The sequence below is a fragment of the Streptomyces peucetius genome, from assembly GCF_025854275.1.
Lineage (GTDB): Bacteria > Actinomycetota > Actinomycetes > Streptomycetales > Streptomycetaceae > Streptomyces > Streptomyces peucetius_A.
Genome location: NZ_CP107567.1, coordinates 4,971,966 through 4,997,105 on the forward strand (window position 1 = coordinate 4,971,966; position 25,140 = coordinate 4,997,105).

24 protein-coding genes are annotated in these 25,140 nt (G+C 72.5%); 9 read left to right on the top strand and 15 right to left on the bottom strand.

Translation table 11 applies throughout. From position 1 onward, the window contains the following. Positions 1–40 precede the first annotated feature (40 nt). A complete protein-coding gene (locus tag OGH68_RS22980; RefSeq protein ID WP_264246842.1) occupies positions 41–403 on the top strand; it encodes a hypothetical protein in 363 nt (120 codons plus the stop codon). An 80-nt stretch (positions 404–483) separates the two neighbouring features. Here OGH68_RS22980 and OGH68_RS22985 read toward each other — a convergent pair whose 3' ends face one another. From OGH68_RS22985 to deoC, 3 genes are read right to left on the bottom strand one after another with little or no spacing between them, the layout of a single operon-like run. Beyond that, positions 484–1,380, bottom strand: a complete 897-nt coding sequence (locus OGH68_RS22985) for an aldehyde dehydrogenase family protein (RefSeq protein WP_264246843.1) — start codon at positions 1,378–1,380, stop codon at positions 484–486. After that, positions 1,373–2,809: an aldehyde dehydrogenase family protein gene (locus OGH68_RS22990; RefSeq protein WP_264246844.1), complete on the bottom strand. Its 1,437-nt coding sequence runs from the start codon at positions 2,807–2,809 to the stop codon at positions 1,373–1,375. Before OGH68_RS22990 ends, OGH68_RS22985 begins: the two co-directional genes overlap by 8 nt. A gap of 5 nt (positions 2,810–2,814) precedes the next feature. Next, positions 2,815–3,768, bottom strand: a complete 954-nt coding sequence (gene deoC / locus OGH68_RS22995; RefSeq protein WP_413471017.1) for a deoxyribose-phosphate aldolase — start codon at positions 3,766–3,768, stop codon at positions 2,815–2,817. 105 nt (positions 3,769–3,873) lie between these two features. Here deoC and OGH68_RS23000 point away from each other — a divergent pair, with 105 nt between their 5' ends. Further along, complete coding sequence (locus OGH68_RS23000) at positions 3,874–4,509, top strand: PH domain-containing protein (protein ID WP_264246846.1); 636 nt, start codon at positions 3,874–3,876, stop codon at positions 4,507–4,509. Between the two features lie 165 nt (positions 4,510–4,674). On the opposite strand, the gene OGH68_RS23005 is transcribed toward OGH68_RS23000, so the two are convergent. The 3 genes from OGH68_RS23005 to OGH68_RS23015 form a co-directional block, all read right to left on the bottom strand. Beyond that, the gene (locus OGH68_RS23005; protein ID WP_264246848.1) at positions 4,675–6,324 is read right to left on the bottom strand and encodes a phospho-sugar mutase; all 1,650 of its coding nucleotides are present in this window, start codon (positions 6,322–6,324) and stop codon (positions 4,675–4,677) included. 813 nt (positions 6,325–7,137) lie between these two features. Continuing rightward, entirely contained in the window at positions 7,138–7,968 is an 831-nt protein-coding gene (locus OGH68_RS23010) for a purine-nucleoside phosphorylase (protein WP_264246850.1), read from the bottom strand. A gap of 121 nt (positions 7,969–8,089) precedes the next feature. Beyond that, positions 8,090–8,527, bottom strand: coding sequence for a gamma-glutamylcyclotransferase (locus OGH68_RS23015; protein ID WP_264246852.1), 438 nt, complete (start codon positions 8,525–8,527; stop codon positions 8,090–8,092). A gap of 235 nt (positions 8,528–8,762) precedes the next feature. Here OGH68_RS23015 and OGH68_RS23020 point away from each other — a divergent pair, with 235 nt between their 5' ends. Beyond that, entirely contained in the window at positions 8,763–10,202 is a 1,440-nt protein-coding gene (locus tag OGH68_RS23020; protein WP_264246853.1) for an NAD(P)H-quinone dehydrogenase, read from the top strand. A 180-nt stretch (positions 10,203–10,382) separates the two neighbouring features. After that, entirely contained in the window at positions 10,383–11,273 is an 891-nt protein-coding gene (locus OGH68_RS23025; RefSeq protein ID WP_413471121.1) for a DeoR/GlpR family DNA-binding transcription regulator, read from the top strand. Between the two features lie 387 nt (positions 11,274–11,660). Here OGH68_RS23025 and OGH68_RS23030 read toward each other — a convergent pair whose 3' ends face one another. From OGH68_RS23030 to OGH68_RS23045, 4 genes are all read right to left on the bottom strand, one after another. Continuing rightward, positions 11,661–12,245: a TetR/AcrR family transcriptional regulator gene (locus tag OGH68_RS23030; protein ID WP_413471018.1), complete on the bottom strand. Its 585-nt coding sequence runs from the start codon at positions 12,243–12,245 to the stop codon at positions 11,661–11,663. Next, positions 12,245–13,198, bottom strand: a complete 954-nt coding sequence (locus OGH68_RS23035; protein ID WP_264246859.1) for a hypothetical protein — start codon at positions 13,196–13,198, stop codon at positions 12,245–12,247. Before OGH68_RS23035 ends, OGH68_RS23030 begins: the two co-directional genes overlap by 1 nt. 3 nt (positions 13,199–13,201) lie before the next feature. Continuing rightward, positions 13,202–13,651 (bottom strand): effector-associated constant component EACC1, encoded by a 450-nt coding sequence (locus OGH68_RS23040; protein WP_264246861.1) that lies wholly within the window; start codon positions 13,649–13,651, stop codon positions 13,202–13,204. Positions 13,652–13,759: 108 nt separating this feature from the next. Continuing rightward, positions 13,760–15,511 carry an acetyl/propionyl/methylcrotonyl-CoA carboxylase subunit alpha gene (locus tag OGH68_RS23045; RefSeq protein WP_264246864.1) on the bottom strand — a complete coding sequence of 584 codons (1,752 nt, stop codon included), beginning with the start codon at positions 15,509–15,511 and terminating at the stop codon, positions 13,760–13,762. 400 nt (positions 15,512–15,911) lie between these two features. Here OGH68_RS23045 and OGH68_RS23050 point away from each other — a divergent pair, with 400 nt between their 5' ends. Continuing rightward, positions 15,912–16,343 carry a hypothetical protein gene (locus OGH68_RS23050; protein WP_264250229.1) on the top strand — a complete coding sequence of 144 codons (432 nt, stop codon included), beginning with the start codon at positions 15,912–15,914 and terminating at the stop codon, positions 16,341–16,343. A gap of 20 nt (positions 16,344–16,363) precedes the next feature. On the opposite strand, the gene OGH68_RS23055 is transcribed toward OGH68_RS23050, so the two are convergent. The 3 genes from OGH68_RS23055 to OGH68_RS23065 all read right to left on the bottom strand — a co-directional run bounded on the left by OGH68_RS23055 (position 16,364) and on the right by OGH68_RS23065 (position 18,052). Further along, positions 16,364–16,972 (bottom strand): nucleoside triphosphate pyrophosphatase, encoded by a 609-nt coding sequence (locus OGH68_RS23055; RefSeq protein ID WP_264246866.1) that lies wholly within the window; start codon positions 16,970–16,972, stop codon positions 16,364–16,366. Positions 16,973–17,254: 282 nt separating this feature from the next. Continuing rightward, positions 17,255–17,383 (bottom strand): morphogenic membrane protein MmpB, encoded by a 129-nt coding sequence (mmpB, locus tag OGH68_RS23060; protein WP_259372230.1) that lies wholly within the window; start codon positions 17,381–17,383, stop codon positions 17,255–17,257. 48 nt (positions 17,384–17,431) lie between these two features. Beyond that, a complete protein-coding gene (locus OGH68_RS23065; protein ID WP_264246868.1) occupies positions 17,432–18,052 on the bottom strand; it encodes a TetR/AcrR family transcriptional regulator in 621 nt (206 codons plus the stop codon). A gap of 82 nt (positions 18,053–18,134) precedes the next feature. Between OGH68_RS23065 and OGH68_RS23070 the strand changes: the two genes are divergently transcribed. Continuing rightward, complete coding sequence (locus OGH68_RS23070; RefSeq protein ID WP_264246869.1) at positions 18,135–19,271, top strand: SGNH/GDSL hydrolase family protein; 1,137 nt, start codon at positions 18,135–18,137, stop codon at positions 19,269–19,271. A gap of 56 nt (positions 19,272–19,327) precedes the next feature. Here the strand turns inward: OGH68_RS23070 and OGH68_RS23075 are convergent, their stop codons facing one another. Together OGH68_RS23075 and OGH68_RS23080 are read right to left on the bottom strand one after the other, a co-directional pair. After that, the gene (locus OGH68_RS23075) at positions 19,328–19,534 is read right to left on the bottom strand and encodes an acyl-CoA carboxylase subunit epsilon (RefSeq protein WP_264246870.1); all 207 of its coding nucleotides are present in this window, start codon (positions 19,532–19,534) and stop codon (positions 19,328–19,330) included. A 31-nt stretch (positions 19,535–19,565) separates the two neighbouring features. After that, entirely contained in the window at positions 19,566–21,170 is a 1,605-nt protein-coding gene (locus OGH68_RS23080; protein WP_264246871.1) for an acyl-CoA carboxylase subunit beta, read from the bottom strand. Between the two features lie 148 nt (positions 21,171–21,318). Between OGH68_RS23080 and OGH68_RS23085 the strand changes: the two genes are divergently transcribed. The 3 genes from OGH68_RS23085 (at position 21,319) to OGH68_RS23095 (ending at position 25,065) form a co-directional block, all read left to right on the top strand. Then, a complete protein-coding gene (locus OGH68_RS23085; RefSeq protein ID WP_264246872.1) occupies positions 21,319–22,176 on the top strand; it encodes a biotin--[acetyl-CoA-carboxylase] ligase in 858 nt (285 codons plus the stop codon). 301 nt (positions 22,177–22,477) lie between these two features. Beyond that, entirely contained in the window at positions 22,478–23,572 is a 1,095-nt protein-coding gene (locus OGH68_RS23090) for an adenylate/guanylate cyclase domain-containing protein (protein WP_264250231.1), read from the top strand. A gap of 692 nt (positions 23,573–24,264) precedes the next feature. Beyond that, complete coding sequence (locus tag OGH68_RS23095) at positions 24,265–25,065, top strand: enoyl-CoA hydratase/isomerase family protein (protein WP_264246873.1); 801 nt, start codon at positions 24,265–24,267, stop codon at positions 25,063–25,065. Positions 25,066–25,140 lie beyond the last annotated feature (75 nt).

A 25,140-nucleotide genomic window follows, 5' to 3' on the forward strand; every position in this document is an offset into this window, starting at 1 on the left:
CGTAACGTACGCAAGCGACCACGCGATTGGCTGGGAAATCATGGCTCGTCACGCAGCTTCCAAGAACCGTCACCGCGCCCTGCTGCGCGCCGGACTGACCTTCGCCGCGGCGGGCGCCGCGGTCGGCGCGGGCGGGGCGGCGGCCCATGCGGCGCCGCCCGCGCCGCTGGGCGCGGTGACCGGGCTGGTCGGCAACTCGGTGAGCGGGGTCAGCGAGCTCAAGAGTCTTCAGCTGCACCCGCTGGCGAACACCAGTGTCGACCCGCTGGACAACACGGTGGGCACTCAGGTCGCCGACTTCAAGCCGGTCAGCACCGCGATCGCGACGGACCACATCACCAAGGGCCAGGCGCTCGAGGACCTGCCGGTGGCGGGCCCGGTCGTCGGCGGGCTGCTGCCGTAGCCGTCCATGGAAGAAGCCCCTGCCTCCGGACGGAGAGGCAGGGGCTTCGGCCTGTGGGCGTCGGTACGCCGGACCGGGCGTCAGTACGCCGAACCGGAGGCGCCGAGCGAACCCGTCGGGTGCCAGACCGTCTTCGTCTCCAGGAACGCCGTCAGACGGTGCGTGCCGGGGTCGGCCGGCCAGTCGTTGTCCACAGCCTGGGGACGCAGGACGCGCTTCAGGTTGTCCGCCGCCGCGATCTCGAGCTCCTTCGCCAGGACCTCGTCCGCGCCGGTCAGGTCGATGCCGTTGACGTCCTGGTGCGCGGCGAGCGGCGTCGCGATCTCGGCCGTACGGCCGGAGAGCACGTTCACCACACCGCCGGGCAGGTCGGAGGTGGCCAGCACCTCGCCCAGGGAGAGCGCCGGGAGAGGCGCCTTCTCCGAGGCGATCACGATCACGGTGTTGCCGGCCGCGATGACGGGGGCGACGACCGAGACGAGCCCGAGGAACGACGACTCCTGCGGCGCGACGACCGTCACGACGCCCGTCGGCTCCGGGGTGGAGAGATTGAAGAACGGGCCCGCGACCGGGTTCGCCCCGCCCACGACCTGAGCGATCTTGTCCGTCCAGCCCGCGTACCAGACCCAGCGGTCGATCGCCGCGTCGACGACGGCCGCCGCCTTCGACTTCGACAGGCCCTCGGACTGCGCGACCTCGCGGACGAACTGCTCCTTGCGGCCCTCCAGCATCTCGGCGATGCGGTAGAGGATCTGGCCGCGGTTGTACGCCGTGGCACCCGACCAGCCGCCGAACGCCTTGCGGGCGGCGACGACCGCGTCACGCGCGTCCTTGCGGGAGGAGAGCGGCACGTTGGCCAGCCACTTGCCCTTCGAGTCCGTCACCTCGTACACCCGGCCGCTCTCGGAGCGGGGGAACTTGCCCCCGACGTACAGCTTGTAGGTCTTGAAGACGCTCAGACGCATCGGCTCAGACATCGAGGTAGGCCTCCAGACCGTGGCGGCCGCCCTCGCGACCGAAGCCCGACTCCTTGTAGCCGCCGAACGGCGAGGTCGGGTCGAACTTGTTGAACGTGTTGGCCCACACCACACCCGCGCGGAGCTTGTTCGCCACCGCGAGGATCCGGGAGCCCTTCTCCGTCCAGATGCCGGCGGACAGGCCGTACTGGCTGTTGTTGGCCTTGGCGACCGCCTCGTCCGGGGTGCGGAACGTCAGCACGGACAGCACCGGGCCGAAGATCTCGTCGCGGGCGATCCGGTGCGCCTGGGTGACGTTCGTGAACAGCGTCGGCGCGAACCAGTAGCCCGAGGACGGCAGCTCGCACGCCGGGGACCAGCGCTCCGCGCCCTCCGCCTCGCCCGCCTCGACGAGCGTGGTGATCCGGGAGAGCTGCTCCTCGGAGTTGATCGCGCCGATGTCGGTGTTCTTGTCGAGCGGGTCGCCGAGGCGCAGCGTGGACAGCCGGCGCTTCAGCGAGTCGAGCAGCTCGTCCTGGACCGACTCCTGGACCAGCAGACGCGATCCCGCGCAGCAGACCTGGCCCTGGTTGAAGAAGATGCCGTTGACGATGCCCTCGACGGCCTGGTCGATCGGAGCGTCGTCGAAGACGATGTTGGCGCCCTTGCCGCCGAGCTCCAGGGTGACCTTCTTCCGCGTGCCGGCGACCTCGCGGGCGATGGCCTTGCCGACCGCGGTCGAGCCGGTGAAGGCGACCTTGTTCACATCCGGGTGCGCGACGAGCGCGGCACCGGTGTCCCCGTAGCCGGGAAGGATGTTGACCACGCCGTTCGGCAGGCCGGCCTGGCGGCAGATGTCGGCGAAGAACAGCGCGGACAGCGGCGTCGTCTCGGCGGGCTTGAGGACCACCGTGTTGCCGGTGGCCAGCGCCGGGGCGATCTTCCACGCCAGCATCAGCAGCGGGAAGTTCCACGGGATGACCTGGCCGGCGACGCCCAGCGGACGAGGGTTCGCCCCGTACCCGGCGTGGTCGAGCTTGTCGGCCCAGCCCGCGTAGTAGAAGAAGTGCGCGGCGACCAGCGGGAGGTCCGCGTCGCGGGTCTCCTTGATCGGCTTGCCGTTGTCCAGCGTCTCCAGGACGGCCAGCTCACGGCTGCGCTCCTGGATGATCCGCGCGATACGGAACAGGTACTTGGCCCGCTCGGCGCCGGGCAGCGCCGACCACTTGGCGAACGCCTTGCGGGCGGCCTTCACCGCGCGGTCCACGTCCTCCGCGCCCGCCCGGGCGACTTCGGAGAGGACCTCCTCGCTCGACGGCGAGACGGTCTTGAAGACCTTGCCGTCGGCGGCGTCGGTGAACTCGCCGTCGATGAACAGCCCGTACGACGGGGCGATGTCGACGATCGACCGCGACTCGGGTGCGGGTGCGTATTCGAATACGGAAGCCATGATGATCAGTCCACCGTCACGTAGTCGGGGCCGGAGTAGCGGCCGGTCGCCAGCTTCTGCCGCTGCATCAGCAGGTCGTTGAGCAGGCTCGACGCGCCGAAGCGGAACCAGTGGCTGTCCAGCCAGTCCTCGCCCGTGGTCTCGTTCACCAGGACCAGGAACTTGATGGCGTCCTTGGCTGTACGGATACCGCCGGCGGGCTTCACGCCCACCTGTACCCCAGTCTGCTCCCGGAAGTCCCGGACGGCCTGCAGCATCAGCAGGGTGTTCGCCGGGGTCGCGTTCACCGCGACCTTTCCGGTCGACGTCTTGATGAAGTCCGCGCCGGCGATCATGCCGAGCCACGACGCACGGCGGATGTTGTCGTACGTGGAGAGCTCGCCGGTCTCGAAGATGACCTTGAGCCTGGCGCTGCCGGAGGCCTCCTTCACCGCCCGGATCTCCTCGTACACCTTCATGTAGTCGCCCGCCAGGAAGGCGCCGCGGTCGATCACCATGTCGATCTCGTCCGCCCCGGCGGCGACCGCGTCACGGACGTCCGCGATCTTCACGGGGAGAGCGGCGCGGCCGGCCGGGAAGGCGGTGGCCACGGAGGCGACCTTGACGTCGGAGCCCTTCAGGGCCTCCTTGGCGGTCGCCACCATGTCGGGGTAGACGCAGACCGCGGCGGTCGTCGGGGTGGTGCGGTCGGTCGGGTCGGGGTTGACGGCCTTGGCGGCGAGCGCCCGGACCTTGCCCGGGGTGTCCGCGCCTTCGAGCGTCGTCAGGTCGATCATGGAGATGGCCAGATCGATGGCGTACGCCTTGGCCGTGGTCTTGATGGAACGCGTGCCGAGGGACGCCGCGCGACCTTCCAGACCGACGGCGTCGACGCCGGGCAGCCCGTGCAGGAAGCGGCGCAGAGTGCTGTCGGACGCGGTCACGTCGGCGAATGCGGGTGCGGTGGTGGGCATGGTCACCAGATGAGCATATCTACGCGCGTAGCGACCTGTACAGGGGGCACGGTGTGATACGTGCCGGACGCCGCGGCGGGGCGCGCCCGTGTGTGCGGCAGAATCGGAACCATGACGAGCCCCCAGCAGCCAGCGCCCCCCACCGACAGCGAACGGGTCTTCCGCTCGAACGCCGGAATGGCGGGCGGTGCGCTGCTGCTCGCGCTCATGGGCTGGATGGTCGTCGACGCGGTCGTCGCCGGCGAGGGCCGGACGCCGTGGCTGGCTCTCGCCGGCACGCTCCTGGCGGCGCCGCTCGTCGTCGCCTTCACTCTCAGGCCCGCGGTGTTCGTCGGCGAGGACCGCATCCGGATCAGGAACCCGTTCCGCAGCATCGTCCTGCCGTGGGGCACGGTGAGCGACGTACGGGCCTCGTACTCGAGCGAGATCTTCACGCAGAGCGGTACGAAGTACCAGCTGTGGGCGATCCCCGTCTCGCTGCGCAAGCGCAAGATCGCCGCGCGCAGGCAGGCACAGGCCGCCCACGACGACCCGCACGGCAGGACCTCCGTGCACGCCGACGTCGGCGACTCGAAGTCCCGGGTCGCGCCGACCGACCAGACCATCGCCGACCTGCGGGAACTGGCCGAACGCCGCTCGCACGCGCCGGAGGCGCAGGGCGAGCCGCAGATCCGCTGGGCGTACGAGGTGCTGGCCCCGGCGGCAGCCGGGGCGGTCTTGCTGGCGATCCTCCTGGCCACGGCCTGACGCTTCCGGGGGCCTTGCGCTGTGCGCGGGCCGACTCCCTCGGCCTCCGGGTGCCGCTCCCAGGGCGTGTCCGGGACTGCTTTCCTCACCGCGCCTCGCGCGAGTCGCGGCGCCTCACGTCCCGGACACGCCCACTGCACGTCCGCCTGCCCCCGGCAGGGCCGTTCAGATGCCCGCCGCGGCGGCCAGGTCGCGCTTGACGGCCGCCAGTACCGCTGCCGCCCGTTCCCGCGCGGAGACCAGACCGCTCGCGTCGGCGACCGGCACCACGACCTCCAGGTAGCACTTCAGCTTCGGCTCCGTACCGCTCGGGCGCACGATCACACGGGCCTTGAACTCACCCTCGAGGTAGTACCGCAGACCGTCGGTCGGCGGGAGCCTGTCCGTCCCCAGGGTCAGGTCCTCGGCGGTGGTCACCCGCAGCCCGGCCAGCTCCGTCGGCGGCTGCTCGCGCAGCGCCCGCATCGCGTTCGCGATGACGCTCAGGTCCTCGACCCGTACGGACAGCTGGTCGGTCGCGTGCAGCCCGTGCGCGACGGCGAGGTCGTCGAGGAGATCGCTGAGCGTACGGCCCTGTTCCTTGAGCTCGGAGACCAGCTCGGCGACGAGCAGTGCGGCCGTGATGCCGTCCTTGTCGCGCACGCCTTCGGGGTCGACGCAGTAGCCGAGCGCCTCCTCGTAGCCGTAGCGCAGGCCGTCGACGCGGGCGATCCACTTGAAACCGGTGAGGGTCTCCTCGTGTCCCAGGCCCGCCGCGTCGGCGATCCGGCCCAGGAGGGACGAGGACACGATCGACTCGGCGAAGACGCCGGTGGCGCCCTTGTGGACCAGGTGCTCGGCGAGCAGCGCTCCGACCTCGTCGCCGCGGAGCATCCGCCAGCCCGCGTCCGTCGTGTCGTCGGGGACGGCGACGGCGCAGCGGTCGGCGTCCGGGTCGTTGGCGATGACCACGTCCGGGGCCACGGCACGGGCCGCCTCGAACGCCAGGTCCATCGCCCCGGGCTCCTCCGGGTTGGGGAAGGCCACCGTGGGGAACGCGGGGTCGGGGTCGGCCTGTTCGGCGACCAGGGCCGGCGGCGGGAAGCCCGCCCGGTGGAAGGCGGCCGTCAGGACTTCCTTGCCGACGCCGTGCATGGCCGTGTAGACGATGCGGGCGGTACGGGGCGACCCGGCGGTCAGTACGGCGTCCGTCCGGGCCAGGTACGCGTCGACCACCTCGTCGCCGAGGGTCTGCCAGCCCTCGTCGGCGCGCGGGACGTCCTCGAGGCTGCGGATCGCGTCGATCTCGGCGGCGATCTCCGCGTCGGCCGGCGGCACGATCTGCGAACCGTCGCCCAGATAGACCTTGTAGCCGTTGTCGCGCGGCGGGTTGTGGCTCGCGGTCACCTCGACACCGGCCACGGCCCCCAGCTGCCTTATGGCGAAGGCCAGTACGGGCGTGGGCAGCGGCCGCGGCAGCACGGCGGCGCGCAGGCCGGCGGCGACCATGACGGCGGCGGTGTCGCGGGCGAAGTCCTCGGACTTGTAGCGGGCGTCGTACCCGACGACGACGAGCCCGCCGCTCTGCCCCTTGGCCTTCAGATGGGCCGCGAGCCCGGCGGCCGCACGGATCACGACGGCCCGGTTCATCCGCATCGGCCCGGCCCCGAGCTCGCCGCGCAGCCCGGCGGTGCCGAACTGGAGCGTGCCGCTGAACCGGTCGGCCAGCGCGTCGAGGTCCTGCGCGTCGATGAGCTTGCCGAGTTCGTCCCGGGTCTCACTGTCGGGGTCCTCCGCGAGCCATGCCTTGGCCCGAGCGATGAGGTCCTGGTGCACGGTTGATCCGCCTCTCGTCTCTGCGTGTGTCGAGTGTGCGCGGTGGGCGGGGGAGTGTCCCGCATTCGCCACGGGGGCGTGTGGGCGCGGCGGGCGCGTGGCCGTTCCCCCTCCCGCCCCTTCCCGAAACCGGGGCCCGCCCCGGCCCCCGGTCCGCCCTGCGGGCGGCGTTCGGGGCTCCGCCCCGGGCCCCGGTCTGCCCTGCGGGCGGTGTTCGGGGTTCCGCCCGCGGACCTGTGCCGCCCTGCGGTACCGGGTTCCGCCCCGGGCCTCGGTCTGCCCTGCGGGCGGTGTTCGGGGTTCCGCCCGCGGACCTGTGCCGCCCTGCGGTACCGGGCTCCGCCCCGGGCCCCGGACTGCCCTGCGGGCGGTGTTCGGGGTTCCGCCCGCGGACCTGTGCCGCCCTGCGGTACCGGGTTCGGCCCCGGGCCTCGGTCTGCCCTGCGGGCGGTGTTCGGGGTTCCGCCCGCGGACCTGTGCCGCCCTGCGGTACCGGGCTCCGCCCCGGCCCCGGTCCGCCCTCCGGACGGAGTTCCGGGCTCCGTTCGGGGGGCTCCGCCCCGGGCCCCGGTACCGCGCTGCGCGCGGTGGCCTCAATCGCCGGCCGGGCTTGATGTGCCGCTGCGCGGCACACCAGCCCGCCGGGCGGGAGCGAAATACAGCCCCGCTGGGGGTCCCTGGCACGGCCGCCAGGCCGTAGGGGGAGTTTGAGGCGCCGGGTTCGGGGCGGAGCCCGACAAGACGGGCAAGTTCAGCCCCGCCGGCGATTGAGGCGCAGCGGTCCGGGGGCGGAGCCACCGGACCGCGGGTGGGTCAGATGCGGTCCAGGACCCTCGTCAGCAGCGCCCCCATCCGCGCCGCCGAATCCCGCCCCGCCTGCAGCACTTCCTCGTGGTTCAGCGGCTCGCCCGACAGTCCCGCCGCCAGGTTGGTGACCAGGGAGATGCCGAGCACCTCCGCGCCCGCCTCGCGTGCGGCGATCGCCTCCAGGACCGTGGACATGCCGACCAGGTCGCCGCCGAGCACGCGAACCATGTTGATCTCGGCCGGGGTCTCGTAGTGCGGGCCGGGGAACTGGACGTACACGCCCTCCTCGAGCGTGTCGTCCACCTCCTTGCACAGGGCCCGCAGGCGCGGCGAGTAGAGGTCCGTCAGGTCGACGAAGTTCGCGCCGATGATCGGCGACGCCGCCGTCAGGTTGATGTGGTCCCTGATCAGTACCGGTTGTCCCGGGCGCATGCCCTCGCGCAGACCGCCGCAGCCGTTGGTGAGGATGACGGTCTTGCAGCCGGCGGCGACCGCGGTGCGCACGCCGTGGGAGACGGCGGAGACGCCGCGGCCCTCGTAGAAGTGCGTACGGCCGAGGAAGACGAGCGCGCGCTTCTGGCCGATGCGGTACGAGCGGATCTTGCCGCCGTGGCCCTCGACCGCCGGCGGCGGGAAGCCGGGCAGCTCGGTGACGGGGAACTCGGCCTCGGGGGCGCCGAGCGCGTCGACGGCCGGAGCCCAGCCGGAGCCCATCACCAGTGCGACGTCGTGGGTCTCGGTGCCCGTCAGCTCGCGCAGGCGTGCGGCGGCGGCGTCGGCCGCGGCGTGGGGGTCGGCGAGTGCGCCGACGAGGTCCGGATTCACAGATGCGTTCACGCGGATGAGGGTAACCCGTGAAGTCCTACGCGCGTAGATGACGCAGCCGACGGTCTTCGGATCGTTGTCTTGTCGTTTCCGACGAACAGCGCGACCCCGCGCCCGGCGGCCCCCGCCGGTGTCAGCAGGGGCGCTTGCGGAGCTCCATCACATAGTCGTGCGGCGCGCCCGCCGACTCCGCGGCGTCCGCGATCTCGCCGAGGTAGCGGGCGGACGGGAAACCGCCCTCGTAGGCGTTCAGTACGTACACCCAGGCCGCCTCCTCGCCGTCCAGCGTGGCGACCCGGACCCGCATCCGCCGGTATATGTCGAGACCGACGCCCTCCCAGCGGTCCATCGAGTCCTCGTCCATCGGCGCGATGTCGTACAGCGCGACGAAGACCTGCGAGCGCGGCGCCTCCACGATCGTGGCCAGCGCTCCTTCCCAGCCCATCTGCTCGCCGCCGAAGGTCAGCCGCCAGCCGTTGAGCCAGCCGGTGCCGCGCAGCGGTGAGTGCGGTGCGCGGCGGGACATCAGCCGCGCGTCGAGGTTGCCGGCGTACGCGGCGTAGAGCGACATGGGGTCGAGGGTACGGGAGGGCGGCCGAGGACCGCCCGCGCCGCGTGGTGCGGCGGGGCCGGACGGTACTGGACATGCCAACCCTGGTGGTCGGGGCCCTATGGAGCCCCCGAGGGGAGAACGCCTGAACGATGCGGGACAATGAAGTACGTACTGCATGCCACCGGGGGCGTCCCCGGTACCCCGGCAGAGCGGGCAGGCAGGCCGGGATCGACAATGCGAGGCGGACTTTTTCGTGACCCGGATCGTGATCATCGGCGGCGGACCCGGAGGGTATGAGGCGGCCCTGGTGGCCGCTCAGCTCGGTGCGGAGGTGACCGTCGTCGACTGCGACGGGCTGGGCGGGGCGTCGGTGCTGACCGACTGCGTACCGTCGAAGACCCTCATCGCAACCGCTGAAGTCATGACGACCTTCGACTCCTCCTACCAGGAGCTCGGCATCATCGTGGCCGACGACACCCCGCACATCGAGCAGGCGGCCCGGGTCGTCGGCGTCGACCTGGGCAAGGTCAACCGGCGTGTGAAGCGCCTCGCGCTCGCCCAGTCCCACGACATCACCGCCTCCGTCACCCGGGCCGGCGCGCGTGTCGTGCGGGGCCGCGGCCGGCTGGACGGTCAGCAGGCGACGGACGGCTCCCGCAAGGTGATCGTGCGCGCGGCCGACGGCACGGAGGAGACGATCGTCGCGGACGCCGTGCTGATCGCGACCGGCGGTCACCCGCGGGAGATCCCCGACGCCAAGCCCGACGGCGAGCGCATCCTCAACTGGACGCAGGTGTACGACCTGGACGAGCTCCCCGAGGAGCTCATCGTGGTCGGCTCCGGTGTCACCGGCGCCGAGTTCGCGGGTGCGTACCAGGCGCTCGGCTCGCGGGTCACCCTCGTCTCCTCCCGTGACCGCGTGCTGCCCGGCGAGGACCCGGACGCGGCCGCGGTCCTCGAGGAGGTCTTCCGCCGCCGGGGCATGAACGTCATGGCCCGCTCCCGCGCCGAGTCCGCGAAGCGCGTCGGCGACCGGGTGGAGGTCACGCTCTCCGACGGCCGCGTCATCTCCGGCACGCACTGCCTGATGGCCGTCGGCGCCGTCCCGAACACCGCGGGGATGGGCCTGGAGGAGGCGGGCGTCAGGCTCAAGGACTCGGGCCACATCCGGACCGACCGGGTGTCCCGTACGTCGGCGCCCGGCGTGTACGCGGCCGGTGACGTCACCGGCATCTTCGCCCTCGCGTCGGTCGCGGCGATGCAGGGCCGTATCGCGATGTACCACTTCCTCGGCGACGCGGTGGCCCCGCTGAACCTGAAGACCGTGTCGGCCAACGTCTTCACCGACCCCGAGATCGCGACGGTCGGCTACAGCCAGGCCGACGTCGACGCCGGGAAGATCGACGCCCGCGTCGTCAAGCTGCCGCTGCTGCGCAACCCGCGCGCCAAGATGCAGGGCATCAGGGACGGCTTCGTCAAGATCTTCTGCCGGCCGGGCACGGGCATCGTGGTCGGCGGCGTGGTCGTGTCGCCACGTGCTTCGGAACTGATCCACCCCATCTCGATCGCGGTCGACAACAACCTGACGGTCGAACAGATCGCAAACGCCTTCACGGTCTACCCGTCTCTGTCGGGCTCGATCGCCGAGGTGGCACGCCAGTTGCACACCCGGAAGGCGGCGGGCGAAGCGTAAAACCGGCGAACTCCGGGCACTCCGCCCGGGAGCCGATCAACTAAGAGGCCGCCTATACCACTTGGCGGCCTCTTAAGTGCGCAATTTCCGCTATCCAGCGCATAGAGCTGAAAACTGACGAGCGGTGGGGTTACTGTCAGTTTCGTGTTCGCTGCAGAACGTCGTCAGTTGATCCTCGAAATGGTGCGTGCCAACGGTGCCGTGTCGCTCCGTGAGCTCGCCCGCGTCGTCCAGACCTCAGAAGTGACCGTACGGCGTGACGTGCGGGCACTGGAGGCAGAAGGACTCCTCGACCGCCGGCACGGCGGTGCGGTACTGCCGGGCGGTTTCACCCGCGAATCCGGCTTCCCGCAGAAATCCCTGTCCGCGACCGCCGAGAAGACGGCCATCGCCGATCTCGCGGCGGCCCTCGTCGAGGAGGGCGAGGCCATCGTGGTCGGCGCCGGCACGACGACGCAGGAGCTGGCACGCCGGCTCGCGCGCGTCCCCGGCCTGACCGTGGTCACCAACTCCCTGCTGGTCGCCCAGGCCCTCGCCCACGCCAACCGGGTCGAAGTCGTGATGACGGGCGGTACTTTGCGCGGCTCCAACTACGCGCTGGTCGGGAGCGGCGCGGAGCAGTCCCTCCAGGGCCTGCGGGTCTCCCGCGCGTTCCTGTCCGGGAGCGGGCTCACGGCCGAGCGCGGCCTGTCCACGTCCAACATGCTCTCCGCGAGCGTGGACCGGGCGCTGGTGCAGGCGGCGGCCGAGGTCGTGGTCCTGGCCGACCACACCAAGCTCGGTACGGACACGATGTTCCAGACCGTGCCCACCGATGTGATCACGCGCCTCGTGACGGACGAGCCGCCGGCGCACGACGAACGGGCGGCGACGGAGCTGCAGGCGCTGGCGGACCAGGGCGTGCAGATCGCGGTCGCGGGGGCGGGCGCGGCCGCGGCGGTGCCGCGGCAGGAGGTGCCGCTGCCGGGGCAGCGGCGCACCCGGGCGGGCCTGCGCAGCACGGCGGGCGCGCTCACACCGGACCCGCTCCCGGACCGCCCGGCCCGGGTCGCGGACCTCCGCCGCCGCTGAGGTTGCGCCGACGGCCGGTCTTGTCGGGGCTCTGCCCCGAGTCCCGCGCCTCAATCGCCGGCGGGGCTGGGTGTGGCCGGGGTTGTCGGGGCTCCGCCCCGAGCCCCGCGCCTCAATCGCCGGCGGGGCTGGAGGTGCGGCGGGAGCGACGGCGTCGGCCTGGGGGGAGGGGGACGCGCAGGGGGCGTGTTCGGGACGTAAAGCGTCGTGAGACAGGGCGGGGCAGGTACGGGAAAGCAGTCCCGGGCATGCCCCCGGAGCGGCACCCGGACGCCAAGCAACCCGGACCGGGCCGCGCCCGGGAACCTCCGGACCGGCCATGCTCGGGGGTGCGACCCGGGACGACCGGGCCACGCACGGATACGTGCCCGGCCGGGCACGGGAGCGTCAGGCCCGCAGGCCCCGCAGGGTCAGCGTCAGCAGGCGGTCCGCCAACTCCGCGTCGGCCGGATCCTGTTCCGCTGCGAGGGCGATCGCGTTCGTCAGCTGCATCAGATCGCCGATTGAGACGTCCGTACGGACCGTGCCGGACTCCTGCGCCCGGGCCAGGAGGCGTTCGCCGGCGTCGCGCAGCGGGACGCTGCATGCCGACAGGGCCGAGTTCTCGTCGTGGGACGCCGACATCAGCGCCCGGGCCAGACCGCGGTACTCACCCGCATGGGTGATGAGGGCCCGCAGCCATGTGACGAGCGCCGCGCACGGCTCCTCCGCGTCCGCCAGCTCGTGCGAGCGCCTCAGCAGGTCGGCCAGTGCCTCCTGGAACACCGCGCTCATCATGGCGTGGCGGTTCGGGAAGTGGCGGTACAGGGTGCCGATGCCCACGCCCGAGCGGCGTGCGATCTCCTCGAGCGACGCGTCGGTGCCGCGTTCCGCGAACGCGGCCCGTGCCTCGGTCAGCAGTCGTTCGTAGTTACGGCGTGCGTCGGCGCGTTTGGGCCTCAAGTCGGTCACGTGGTCAAGGATGCCGGACATCACCGGGCAGGCGGCTGCGGCGGGCAGCACCCGGGCGGCGCCGGCTCCGCCCGGTACGGCGCGAAGGCGGCGTCCGCGGCGGGGCGGTACGGCCGCCGGGACATCCGCGTCACCAGCAGCCACATCTCGCGCTCCTTGCCCAGGTCCTGCGGGAGCACGAGCCCCAGGGCGTCCGCCAGCGGCTTGCGCCCCGTGTTCACCAGGGCCCGCACCGCGGCGGCCCACTCGTCCGTGGCGGCCACCGCGGCCCGGTACCAGACCGGGACCAGCAGGAGGAGGACCACCGCGGTGACGATGAGCAGCGGAACGTCCGGCGTCCCCACGGGGAGGGCCGCCAGCGCGGCGGCGGCCGTCGCGCCGTGCCCGTACAGCAGGGCCACGAAGAAGTCGGCGCTGCTGCGCGCGGTGTCGACCTGGCGGCCGACGTCCTTGGGGGCCGTGCCGGTGAGCTCGTTCCACAGGACCTGGGTGTCGAGGCGGTAGCGGTCGTACCCGTACTCCTCGAAACGGCGGATGGCGTTGCCGAGCCGGGTCGGGGCGATCTGCTCGTCGGCGGCCGGGTAGCGGGCGAGGCGCTCCTGCAGCAGGGCGGCCTGGATCGGTGCCCGGACGCCGGTCCGCTCGATACGGGCGGCGATCGCCTCCTTGCGGGCGCGCTGGACGCGGCAGCCACGGTCGTACACACGGCGCGGCCACAGAAGGTAGCCCTCCAGCAGCCGGTAGAGCGGTGCCTGGAGGGCGTTGAGCACGAGTCCGAGCAGGACGGAGGCCACGAGGAGCAGCAGCATCGTGTGGGCCGAGGACGCCGGCCACAGCCGTTCCATGAGCGCCGTCCCCCGCAGGCCCGGCGCGACGGCGGAGAAGAACACGGCGAGGTTGATCGCGGTGGGCAGGATCCAGCCGGCGACGAGCGACCAGCCGCCACCGAGGACGCCTTTGGCGATGTCACCCACGGCTCAGTCCCGGTCCCAGTCGTCGTCCGGATCGAGGACCGGCCCGGGCGGGCCGACGTGCCAGTCACCGGCGATCCGCGCGGCTCCTTCCGCGACCGGCGGTATCCCATCGAGGTCGTCCGGCTCGAGCACCGTGATGGGCGGGCCACTGTGATGCGGCCCGGACGTCTCGGCCAGAATCCGGACGAGTTCCTCCGGCAGGGGCGTGCCGTCGGCGGTCGCGGCGACGACGTCCGGGGAGCCGGAGCGCCCGGCACGCCAGGCCGCGACCGACCAGGCGAGGCCCGCCGCGCCGCTCTCTTCCGGGAGCACCACGGCCACCGTGTTCGTGCCGTACCGCAGCTCCGTCTCCCAGCGGTCCTCGCGGCTGCCGTCGCGTCGGAGCCAGTCGGCCAGTGAACGAGTGTGTTCCGCCGCGGGGTCGGGGTCGTCCACCGTGAGCCGGATCTCCATACGTGTTCCCCCGTCCGGTCGGCATCGTGCGGCAGGTGCAGCATAGGACGACGCAGCCGAAGGGCCCCCGGCGGATGCCGGAGGCCCTTCGGCGGACGGACGAAGAGATCAGTCCTTGATCTCGCAGATCGTCGCGCCGGACGTCAGCGACGCGCCGACCTCCGCCGCGAGGCCCTTGATCGTGCCGGAGCGGTGGGCGTTGAGAGGCTGCTCCATCTTCATCGCCTCGAGGACGACGACCAGGTCGCCCTCCTTGACCTCCTGGCCCTCCTCGACCGCGACCTTGACGATCGTGCCCTGCATCGGCGAGGTGAGGGTGTCACCGGACGCGGCCGACGACGACTTCTTCGCCGCGCGGCGCTTGGGCTTCGCGCCCGCCGCGAGACCGGTGCGCGCCAGCGTCATGCCGAGCGACGACGGCAGCGACACCTCGAGGCGCTTGCCGCCGACCTCGACGACGATGGTCTCCCGGCCGGCCTCGTCCTCCTCCGCGTCCGCGGGGACGGCGAAGGGCTTGATCTCGTTGACGAACTCGGTCTCGATCCACCGGGTGTGGATGCGGAACGGGTCGGCCGTGAAATCCGGGTCGACGACGACCGCGCGGTGGAACGGGATGGCCGTGGCCATGCCCTCGACCTGGAACTCGGCCAGCGCGCGGGCGGCGCGCTGGAGCGCCTGCTCGCGCGTCGCGCCGGTGACGATCAGCTTGGCGAGGAGGGAGTCCCACGCCGGGCCGATCACGGAACCGGCCTCGACACCCGCGTCGAGCCGCACACCGGGGCCGGCGGGCGGCGAGAACGTGGTGACGGTGCCGGGCGCCGGGAGGAAGTTCCGGCCCGGGTCCTCGCCGTTGATCCGGAACTCGAACGAGTGGCCGCGCACGGCCGGGTCGTCGTAGCCGAGCTCCTCGCCGTCGGCGATGCGGAACATCTCGCGGACGAGGTCGATGCCGGTGACCTCCTCGGTCACCGGGTGCTCGACCTGCAGGCGGGTGTTGACCTCCAGGAAGGAGATCGTGCCGTCGAGGCCGACGAGGAACTCGACCGTGCCGGCGCCCACGTACCCGGCCTCCTTGAGGATGGCCTTCGACGCGCGGTACAGCTCGGCGTTCTGAGCCTCCGACAGGAACGGCGCCGGGGCCTCCTCCACCAGCTTCTGGTGGCGGCGCTGCAGCGAGCAGTCACGCGTGGAGACGACGACCACGTTGCCGTGCGAGTCGGCCAGGCACTGGGTCTCGACGTGACGCGGCTTGTCGAGGTAGCGCTCGACGAAGCACTCGCCGCGGCCGAAGGCGGCGACGGCCTCGCGGACCGCGGAGTCGTACAGCTCGGGCACCTCTTCGAGGGTGCGGGCGACCTTCAGACCGCGACCGCCACCGCCGAAGGCGGCCTTGATCGCGATCGGCAGCCCGTGCTCCTGAGCGAACGCCACGACCTCGTCGGCGCCGGACACCGGGTCCGGGGTACCCGCGACCAGCGGCGCGCCGGCCCGCTGGGCGATATGACGGGCGGCGACCTTGTCACCGAGGTCGCGGATGGCCTGCGGCGGCGGACCGATCCAGGTCAGGCCGGCGTCCATGACCGCCTGGGCGAACTCCGCGTTCTCCGACAGGAAGCCGTAGCCGGGGTGGACGGCGTCCGCCCCCGAATCGGCTGCGGCCTGAAGCACCTTGGCCATGTCCAGATAGCTGGCGGCCGGGGTGTCACCGCCCAGGGCGAACGCCTCGTCGGCCGCGCGGACATGCAGAGCATCCCGGTCCGGGTCGGCGTAGACGGCTACGCTCGCGATCCCGGCGTCCCGGCAGGCACGGGCAACGCGGACAGCGATTTCGCCACGGTTGGCGATGAGCACCTTGCGCACGATGGCTCCCTCCTTGAAACAAGCTGAGTTTAGGGACTGCCGACACGGCCTTTCGACCCGTCCCCAATGGTGAGCTTGCCCACACGGAGCGTGATTCGAGGCTCGCTCGAGCGCGAAATCCCTTGTCGCACCACGGTACGACGGGTTCCTCCCTCGCACAGTAGCCCTCTGGTGTGGTCAAGGTCTCTGTCTGTGAGCGCAGCGGGCCGAAGCGTTTCTTTGTGGAGTCCCTACGAATGGCCCAATGATTCTTTGCCGAGCGGCCCGGCGTGCCGAATCCCTTGCCCCGGCGTTTACCGGTCAGTAGCCTCGCGCTGTCGTACGTACGTCCGGTACACACAGGGTTGGGGGCGCCGTGGTGCGCAGACCGGTGGCCGTGGTGGCTGCGCTTGTCCTGCTGATGGAGGCCGTCGGCATCGTCGTGCTCAACGGCGTCATGGCCACCTTCGTCGATGCCCAGCAGATGTCGCTCGACGGCCTGGACCCCGACGTCATGGTGACCGCGACATGGGGGCTCGGGATAGGGACCGGCCTGCTGCTCGCCCTGGCCGGTGTGCTGCTGCTGGTGGTGGCCGTACGGGACCGGGCCCCCGGCCGCTTCACCCGCATCCTCCTGATCACCCTCGCCGTCGTGCACGGCGTGCTCGGCGCGCTGACGGTGGGTCTGGTCGGCTGGAGCGCCTTCGGTTTCATGATGGTCGTGCTGGGGCTGCTGGTGGCGTCGCTGATCGTGTACGGCGAGGAGCGGCCGCCCGCGGCCGGGCCGGACGACCGGGCCGACCAGGCCGGGCCGGATGTACCGGATGTGGGCGGGGCGGCGACGCCCGCCTGACGTGTGGCGCGTCGCGCGCCCTACGCCGGCGCCCACAGGTCGGTGATCGAGATCCCCAGCTCCGCGAGGAGCTTGCGCAGCAGCGGCAGCGAGAGGCCGATGACGTTGCCGGCGTCGCCGTCGATGCCGTCGATGAACGGCGCGGAGCGCCCGTCCAGGGTGAACGCGCCCGCGACGTGCAGGGGTTCGCCGCTCGCGACGTACGCGGCGACCTCGGCGTCCGACGGCTCGCCGAACCGGACCGTCGTCGACGCGGTCGCCGACGCGCGGCGGCCGGTCACCGTGTCGATCACGCAGTGCCCCGTCCGAAGGACACCCGCCCGGCCGCGCATCGCCTTCCAACGGGCGGTCGCCTCCTCGGCGTCGGCGGGCTTGCCGAGCGCCTCGCCGTCGAGCTCGAGGACGGAGTCGCACCCGATCAGCAGCGCACCGGCGGCGTCCGGGCGGGCGGCGACGGCCGCGGCCTTCGCCTCCGCGAGGACGAGCGCGAGGTCGGCGGGGGTGGGGGCGGTGAGGGCGTCCTCGTCGACGCCGCTGACGATCACCTCGGGGGCGAGGCCGGCCTGCCGCAGCAGGTTCAGCCGGGCGGGGGAGGCGGAGGCGAGTACGAGACGGGTCATGGCGCCCATCGTAGGCGGCCAGCGGGCGCACCTCCGGCGGGCCGACCCCCTGCTCCACCGGACCCGCCTTACGGGGGCTCCGCCCCCGCACCCCCGCGCCTCAATCTCTCCCTGCGCCCTGGCGGCCGTGGGCGGGCGCACCTCCCGCGCCGCCAGGCGTAGGGGGCGTACCCCCGGCGGGGCTGCACTTGCCGGTCTCGTCGGGGCTCTGCCCCGAGCCCGCGCCTCAACCGCCGGCGGGGTTGGATAGCGGGAAAGGGCGCGGTCAGCCGTGCCGCCGCCGGGGCCGCGTCACCGAAGGCCCGCCGCGAACATCGCCACCACCATCGCCAGCGCCAGCACCAGCCCCGCGCGCCGCAGCATCGTCTGCATGTCGCGGAGCTCCTTGGGGGGCTCGTTCTCCGGGTCGGACCACAGCATGCCTTCGATGGTGCTGGCGCGGACGGCCCGGCGCCTGAGTACGCGTACTCAAACCACGAACGCACCCGCCCGCGCCGCAGCCAGCGCCGCAGCGGCCGCGCTTTCCGCCGTGTCGGGTGTCAGGGGCTCGCGGCTGACCGCGAAGCGGTAGTAGAGGGGGGCGGAGACCGCCCGCAGGAGTTCCAGCGGGTCCGTGCCGGCGGGCACGGCGCCCTGTGCGACGCCGCGTTCGACCACCGGCGCCCACTCCCCCAGCCGTGTCGCGTAGAAGCCGCGCAGCGCGTCGGCGCACTGCTCGTCGCAGGCCGCCGCCGCGATCACGGCGCGGAACACGGGGCCCATACGCGCGTCGGTGAGCGTGTCGAGGACGAGACGGGCGTTGGCGCGCAGGTCGCCGTCCAGTGAGCCGGTGTCGGCGGCCGGCAGCGACTGTTCCGCCATGTCGCGCAGCAGGTCCGTCACGAGGCCGACCGCCGAGCCCCAGCGCCGGTAGACGGTGGTCTTGCCGACGCCGGCGGCCGCAGCGATCCGGTCGAGGTTCAGGGCGTGGAAGCCGCTGTCGGCCAGGGCGTCCTGGGTGGCCTCGAGTACGGCGGCGCGGACCTTCGCGGTGCGGCCGCCGGGGCGGACCGTACCCGGAGTGGCATCCAAATGGGTCTCCAGTTCCATTAATGGCGGTGTCAGTGCTAGCGTGCTCGGTATCCTAATGGAACTCTCCGCCCATTAGTGGCGGGGTGGAAGGGGTAATCCCATGAGCGAGTGGACCGCGGCCTGGGCCGCCTCCCCGCAGATGCCCAGCACAGGCTTCACGCCGAACTGGTCGCAGGAGGGCTTCTCGCACCAGACCGTGCGTCAGGTCGTGCGCGTCACCGCGGGAGGCGAGCGCCTCCGTCTGCGGCTGACGAATGCCTACGGCACGTCCCCGCTGCACCTCACCGGCGCCACCGTCGCCCGGGCGGCACGCGGCGCCGCCGTGGAGGAGGGGAGCGTACGGCACGTCACCTTCGATGGGCGGCGGTCGGTCGCCGTCCCCGCCCGCGGCGAGCTGCGCAGTGATCCGGTGCGGCTGCCGGTCGAGCCGCTCGGTCAGGTGACCGTCACCCTGCACTTCGCCGGTACGACCGGTCCCTCGACGTTCCACGCCCAGGCCTGGGCGGACACCTACCGTGCCGACGGCGACCACCGGGCCGACGCGGCGGGCGCCGCGTTCACCGCTGTCACCAGCTCCTGGTACTACCTCTCCGGCGTGGAGGTCGCCGCGGCCCGCGCGGACGGGATCGTCCTGTTCGGTGACTCCATCACCGACGGCTTCGGCTCGACCCCGGGCGCCGACCGCCGCTGGTCCGACGCGCTCGCCGGACTCACCGGCCGTCCCGTGCTCAACGCCGGCATCGGCGGGAACCTCGTCCTCAACGACTCCGCCTGGTACGGGGAGCGGGCCACCGCCCGGTTCCGCCGTGACGCCCTCGACCAGCCCGGCGTCTCCACCGTCGTCGTCCTCGAAGGCCTCAACGACATCGGCTTCAGCGAGGCCTCCGACGAACCGACCTACAAACCGGCCCCCGTCGTCACCGCGGAACGTCTCATCGGCGGATACCGCGACTTGATACGCCAGGCGCACGGCAGCGGGCTCCGCGTCATCGGCTCGACCCTGCTGCCGCTCGGCGGCTCCGACCACTGGGGCGCCCACTCGGCCCGCACGAGCCGGGAGATCAACGAGTGGGTCCGGACCGCCGGCGCGTTCGACGCGGTCGTCGATCTCGGCCGCGCCCTCGCGGACCCCGCCGACCCCGACCGTCTTCACCCGGCGTTCGACCACGGCGACCGGCTGCACCCCAACGACAAGGGGTATCAGGCCATGGCCGAGGCACTGGCCCACGTGCTGTGAACAGGGTGAAGGCCGGGCCCCCTGTGCGTCGGGGCCCGGCCTTCACGTCCCGGGGGTCAGACCGGCCAGTAGCTGCGCGCCCACGCCCGTGGTCCCGGCAGCGGCCTGCTGCTGCGCGCGATGCGTGCCGGGTCCGACCAGCCCTCGGGCGGCCTGGGGCCGTCGGCCGCGCCGCCTTCGATCGCCGCGGCGCGGGCCTGGACCACCGCCAGGGCGGCGGCCAGCTCCTCGGGGGTCGGGTTGCCTCGTACGACCTTGATCATCGTCTCGTCCCTTCCTCGGGCCTCGGGGCCCCTACAGGGGAATGTTCCCGTGCTTCTTCGGGGGCAGACTCTCCCGCTTGGTGCGCAGCTGGCGCAGGCCCTTCACGAGCTGGGCCCGGGTCTCCGACGGCATGATCACCGCGTCGATGTAGCCGCGTTCGGCCGCCGTGTACGGGTTGAGCAGGGCGTCCTCGTACTCCTGGATCAGCCGCGCCCGGGTCGCCTCCTGGTCCTCCGGCGCCTCGGCCGCGATGGTGCGGCGGTGCAGGATGTTCACCGCGCCCTGCGCGCCCATGACCGCGATCTGCGCGGTCGGCCAGGCCAGGTTGAGGTCGGCGCCGAGGTGCTTGGAGCCCATGACGTCGTACGCGCCACCGAACGCCTTGCGGGTGATGACGGTGATCAGCGGGACGGTGGCCTCGGCGTACGCGTAGATCAGCTTGGCGCCGCGGCGGATGATGCCGCCGTACTCCTGGTCCACGCCCGGCAGGAAGCCGGGCACGTCCACGAAGGTCAGCACCGGGACGTTGAAGGCGTCACAGGTGCGCACGAAGCGCGCGGCCTTCTCGGAGGCGTTGATGTCCAGGCAGCCGGCGAACTGCATCGGCTGGTTGGCGACGATGCCGACCGGGTAGCCCTCGACCCGGCCGAAGCCGGTGACGATGTTCGGGGCGAACATCGCCTGCGTCTCCAGGAACTCGCCGTCGTCGAGGACGTGCTCGATGACGGTGCGGATGTCGTACGGCTGGTTCGCCGAGTCCGGGATGAGGGTGTCCAGTTCGCGGTCCTCGTCGCTGACCGCGGTGTCCGCCTCCTCGGGGAAGGACGGCGGCTCGGAGAGGTTGTTGGACGGCAGGTACGACAGCAGGGACTTGACGTACTCGATGGCGTCCTTCTCGTCGCCCGACATGTGGTGCGCGACACCGGACGTGGTGTTGTGCGTCCGGGCGCCGCCCAGTTCCTCGAAGCCGACGTCCTCGCCGGTGACGGTCTTGATGACGTCGGGGCCGGTGATGAACATGTGCGAGGTCTGGTCGACCATCACCGTGAAGTCGGTGATCGCGGGGGAGTACACCGCACCGCCCGCGCACGGGCCGACGACCAGCGAGATCTGCGGGATGACGCCGGAGGCGTGGGTGTTGCGGCGGAAGATCTCGCCGTACATGCCGAGCGCGCTGACGCCCTCCTGGATGCGGGCGCCGCCGGAGTCGTTGATGCCGATTACCGGGCAGCCGGTCTTCAGGGCGAAGTCCATCACCTTGATGATCTTCTGTCCGAACACCTCGCCGAGAGCACCGCCGAAGACGGTGAAGTCCTGCGAGAAGACGGCGACGGGGCGGCCGTCGACCGTGCCGTAACCCGTGACGACACCGTCGCCGTAGGGACGGGTCTTCTCAAGGCCGAAGTTGGTCGAACGGTGCCGGGCGAACTCGTCGAGCTCCACGAACGAGTCCTCGTCCAGGAGCAGCTCGATCCGCTCGCGAGCCGTCAACTTGCCTTTCGCATGCTGCTTTTCCACCGCACGAGCGGAACCGGCGTGCGTCGCCTCGTCGATACGGCGCTGAAGATCCGCGATCTTTCCCGCGGTGGTGTGGCTGCTCGGATTCTGCGAGAGGGCGTTTTCCGGCTCGGACATCGGGATGCGGCTCCCTGGCTGGTCACGGGGACGACTGACGGGGACGTACTCAAGGGGGACGGTTAACGATCGGTTGCTACTGGCTCGTAGCGTATCGGCGCGGATACGGTTCGGCAGTGCGGCGTTGGACACACCTACGCTGGCTTGCATGACGCCTCCGAATGCGCCCGAGAGCCGCTGGTCCGACCTCGACCGGCCTCCTCTGAACGTCGCCGCCCTGCGCCGCGGCGTCGTCGTACCCGGAGGCCTGTGGACCTCCCTGGACGTGGTGGCGGCCACCGGCTCCACCAACTCCGACCTGGCGGCACGGGCGGCGGCCCTGCCCGAGGGCGCCGTGCTGATCGCCGAGGAGCAGACCGCGGGGCGGGGCCGGCTGGAACGCGCCTGGACCGCGCCCGCCCGCTCCGGCCTCTTCTTCTCGGTCCTCCTGCGGCCCGGCACGGACGTGCCCGTCACCCGCTGGGGCTGGCTGCCGCTGCTCGCCGGCGTCGCCGCCGCGAGCGGACTCGCACGGGCCGCGGGCGTCGACATGTCCCTCAAATGGCCCAACGACCTGCTGGTCACCGTGGACGGCGAGGAACGCAAGACCGGAGGCATCCTCCTGGAACGCGCCGGGGACGACGCCGTGGTGCTCGGCATCGGCATCAACGTGTCGCTGCGCGCCGACGAGCTCCCCGTGCCGGGTGCGGGGTCGATCGGGCTGGCGAACGCCGTCTCCACGGACCGCGACCCGCTGCTGCGGGCCGTGCTGCGCTCCCTCGAGAAGTGGTACACCGCGTGGCGCACCGCCGTCGGCGACCCGGCCGCCTGCGGGCTCCAGGAGGCGTACGCGGCGGGCTGCGCCACCCTGGGCCGCCGAGTGCGTGCGGAGCTGCCCGGCGGCACGGCCGTGACCGGAGAGGCGGTCGCCCTGGACGGCGACGGCAGGCTGGTGCTGGCCACCGACGACGGCACGCGCCGGCCCGTGAGCGCGGGCGACATCGTGCACCTGCGGCCGGCGGTCTGACGGAGACCGGGTGCCCGCGGACCGAACCGGCTCGGCCGCGGGGACGTGAGCTGGGGCACACCTGCCGTATCGTTGAGGCGATCGCGCGACAGATCGGCAGGGCATTGCGCAGGGAACGGGCAGGAGGCGGCTGGTGACCGTCGACGACACCACTTCCGGCGCGGGCGCGCAGCCGCCGTCGGACGGCTCCTCCGGCGCGTCCGCCTCCTCCGGCGCGTCCGCCTCCTCCGGCGCGTCCGCCTCCTCCTCGGGGTCCTCGGGCTCCTCGGGGTCCTCAGGGTCCTCAGGGTCCTCAGGGTCGGTGCACCCGACGCCCCACCACGAGGTCGACCACACGGCGGAGCCGTCCGACGATCCGCTGGCCATCCGGCTGGAACAGCTGATCCTCGGCGCCGAGCGGCGTTACACCGCCTTCCAGGCCGCCCGTACCGCCGGCGTCTCCATGGAGCTCGCCGCCCGTTTCTGGCGGGCCATGGGCTTCGCCGACATCGGACAGGCGAAGGCCCTCACCGAGGCGGACGTGCTCGCCCTGCGGCGGCTCGCCGGCCTGGTCGAGGCGGGCCTGCTCAGCGAACCGATGGCGGTCCAGGTCGCCCGCTCGACCGGGCAGACCACCGCCAGGCTCGCCGACTGGCAGATCGACTCCTTCCTCGAGGGACTGACCGAGCCACCCGAGCCCGGCATGACCCGCACCGAGGTCACCTACCCGCTGGTCGAGCTGCTGCTGCCGGAGCTCGAGGAGTTCCTCGTCTATGTGTGGCGGCGGCAGCTGGCGGCGGCGACCGGCCGGGTCGTCCAGGCCGCGGACGACGAGGAGATGGTCGACCGCCGCCTCGCCGTCGGCTTCGCCGACCTCGTCGGCTTCACCCGGCTGACCCGCCGGCTGGAGGAGGAGGAGCTGGGCGAGCTCGTCGAGGCGTTCGAGACCACCTGCGCGGACCTGGTCGCCGCACACAGCGGCCGGCTGATCAAGACCCTCGGCGACGAGGTCTTGTACGCGGCGGACGACGCCGGTACGGCGGCGGAGATCGCGCTCCGGCTCATCGAGACGATGACCGACGACGAGTCGATGCCGGCCCTGCGGGTGGGCATCGCCTTCGGGACGGTCACGACGCGGATGGGCGACGTCTTCGGTACGACGGTCAACCTGGCGAGCCGGCTGACGTCGATAGCGCCGAAGGACGCGCTGCTGGTGGACGGGGCGTTCGCGGAGGAACTGATCCGCACGGGCGACGCACCGGCCTCCGAGGCGGAGGCGGCGGAGGAAGCGGTCAAGGCGGAGAAGGAGGGGCGCGAGGTGCCGACGTACCGCTTCGCGCTCCAGCCGATGTGGCAGCGGCCGGTGCGGGGGCTCGGCGTCGTGGAGCCCTGGCTCCTGACCCGCCGCCCCTCCTGACTCAACCCGCACCGCCTTCGTCACCGGCGCCTCAATCGCCGGCGGGGCTGGGGCGTGCCGGTCTTGTCGGGGCTCCGCCTCCGAGCCCGGCGCCTCGATCGCCGGCGGGGCTGGACTTGCCGGTCTTGTCGGGGCTCCGCCTCCGAGCCCGGCGCCTCGATCGCCGGCGGGGCTGGGGCGTGCCGGTCTTGTCGGGGCTCCGCCTCCGAGCCCGGCGCCTCAAACCCGGCGGGGCTGGGGCGTGCCGGTCTTGTCGGGGCTCCGCCTCCGAGCCCGGCGCCTCGATCGGCGGCGGGGCTGGGGCGTGCCGGTCTTGTCGGGGCTCCGGCCCCGAGCCCGGCGCCTCAATCGGCGGCGGGGCTGGGGCGTGCCGGTCTTGTCGGAGCTCCGCCCCGAACCCCGCGCCTCAAACCCGGCGGGGCTGGAAAGCAGCCCGGCTTGGGGCACTCCCCCCCTGCGGCCGGCGGCGTGGGAGGTGTCCCCACCCACGGCCGCCAGGCCGTAGGAGGGCGTTGAGGCCACCGCGCGAAGCGCGGTACCGGGGCCCGCAGGGCGGTACCGGGCGCGGGGCGGAGCCCCGGAGGGGGTCCGGGGGCGGAGGCCCCAGGGCCCCCGCGCCCACCCCCCTCCCCATGGCCCCGCATATGATCCGGTGAGCCATCGTTAACCGTCGTTAACCGGGAGGGTGCCCCATGTCGGAGTCCGAGCAGCGGTTCGGGGAGTTCGTCGCCGTCCGCAAGCACGAACACGGCCACGTCGCCGAGCTCGTCCTGGACCGCCCCAAGGCCATGAACGCCGTCTCCACGGAGATGGCACGCTCCATCCGGGCCGCCTGCGACGCGCTCGCGGCGGACCGCGAGGTGCGCGTGGGTGTGGTCAGTTCCACCAGTGAGCGCGCCTTCTGCGTCGGCGCCGACCTGAAGGAGCGCAACTCCTTCTCGGACGCCGACCTGTCGCGGCAGCGGCCGACCACCCGCGGCGCGTACACCGGTGTGCTGGAGCTGCCGATGCCGACCGTCGCGGCCGTGCACGGGTTCGCGCTCGGCGGGGGCTTCGAGCTGGCGCTGTCGTGTGACGTGATCGTCGCCGACGCCACCGCGGTCGTCGGTCTGCCCGAGGTGTCCGTCGGGGTCATCCCCGGCGGTGGCGGCACGCAGCTGCTGCCGCGCAGGGTCGGGGCCGCCCGCGCCGCGGAGCTCGTGTTCACGGCGCGGCGCGTGGAGGCCGCCGAGGCAAGGGAGTTGGGCCTGGTCGACGTCCTCGCGGAGGACGCCCGTACCGAGGCGCTCGCCCTCGCCGCCCGGATGGCCGCGAATTCGCCGGTGGGGCTGCGCAACGCGAAGAAGGCCATGCGCCTCGGGCACGGGCTCGACCTGAGGGCCGGTCTCGAGGTCGAGGACGCCGCGTGGCGGGCGACGGCGTTCTCCGGGGACCGCGCGGAGGGCGTCGCCGCGTTCAACGAGAAGCGGAAGCCGCAGTGGCCCGGCGAGTGAGCAGGCGAGTGGGCAGCGGAGCGAGCGGGATCGTGCGGCGGGTGGCCCAGGTCCGCGACCCGGGCCCCCACAACT

Bases quoted from the DNA above. Each gene is read 5' to 3' on its own strand.
- OGH68_RS22980 (WP_264246842.1), top strand. From the start codon at position 41: ATGGCTCGTCACGCAGCTTCCAAGAACCGTCACCGCGCCCTGCTGCGC.
- OGH68_RS22985 (WP_264246843.1), bottom strand. From the start codon at position 1,380: ATGTCTGAGCCGATGCGTCTGAGCGTCTTCAAGACCTACAAGCTGTAC.
- OGH68_RS22990 (WP_264246844.1), bottom strand. From the start codon at position 2,809: ATGGCTTCCGTATTCGAATACGCACCCGCACCCGAGTCGCGGTCGATC.
- OGH68_RS23000 (WP_264246846.1), top strand. From the start codon at position 3,874: ATGACGAGCCCCCAGCAGCCAGCGCCCCCCACCGACAGCGAACGGGTC.
- OGH68_RS23015 (WP_264246852.1), bottom strand. From the start codon at position 8,527: ATGTCGCTCTACGCCGCGTACGCCGGCAACCTCGACGCGCGGCTGATG.
- OGH68_RS23025 (WP_413471121.1), top strand. From the start codon at position 10,383: ATGGTGCGTGCCAACGGTGCCGTGTCGCTCCGTGAGCTCGCCCGCGTC.
- OGH68_RS23030 (WP_413471018.1), bottom strand. From the start codon at position 12,245: ATGTCCGGCATCCTTGACCACGTGACCGACTTGAGGCCCAAACGCGCC.
- OGH68_RS23040 (WP_264246861.1), bottom strand. From the start codon at position 13,651: ATGGAGATCCGGCTCACGGTGGACGACCCCGACCCCGCGGCGGAACAC.
- OGH68_RS23050 (WP_264250229.1), top strand. From the start codon at position 15,912: ATGGAGGCCGTCGGCATCGTCGTGCTCAACGGCGTCATGGCCACCTTC.
- OGH68_RS23055 (WP_264246866.1), bottom strand. From the start codon at position 16,972: ATGGGCGCCATGACCCGTCTCGTACTCGCCTCCGCCTCCCCCGCCCGG.
- mmpB (WP_259372230.1), bottom strand. From the start codon at position 17,383: ATGCTGTGGTCCGACCCGGAGAACGAGCCCCCCAAGGAGCTCCGCGAC.
- OGH68_RS23065 (WP_264246868.1), bottom strand. From the start codon at position 18,052: ATGGAACTGGAGACCCATTTGGATGCCACTCCGGGTACGGTCCGCCCC.
- OGH68_RS23070 (WP_264246869.1), top strand. From the start codon at position 18,135: ATGAGCGAGTGGACCGCGGCCTGGGCCGCCTCCCCGCAGATGCCCAGC.
- OGH68_RS23075 (WP_264246870.1), bottom strand. From the start codon at position 19,534: ATGATCAAGGTCGTACGAGGCAACCCGACCCCCGAGGAGCTGGCCGCC.
- OGH68_RS23080 (WP_264246871.1), bottom strand. From the start codon at position 21,170: ATGTCCGAGCCGGAAAACGCCCTCTCGCAGAATCCGAGCAGCCACACC.
- OGH68_RS23085 (WP_264246872.1), top strand. From the start codon at position 21,319: ATGACGCCTCCGAATGCGCCCGAGAGCCGCTGGTCCGACCTCGACCGG.
- OGH68_RS23095 (WP_264246873.1), top strand. From the start codon at position 24,265: ATGTCGGAGTCCGAGCAGCGGTTCGGGGAGTTCGTCGCCGTCCGCAAG.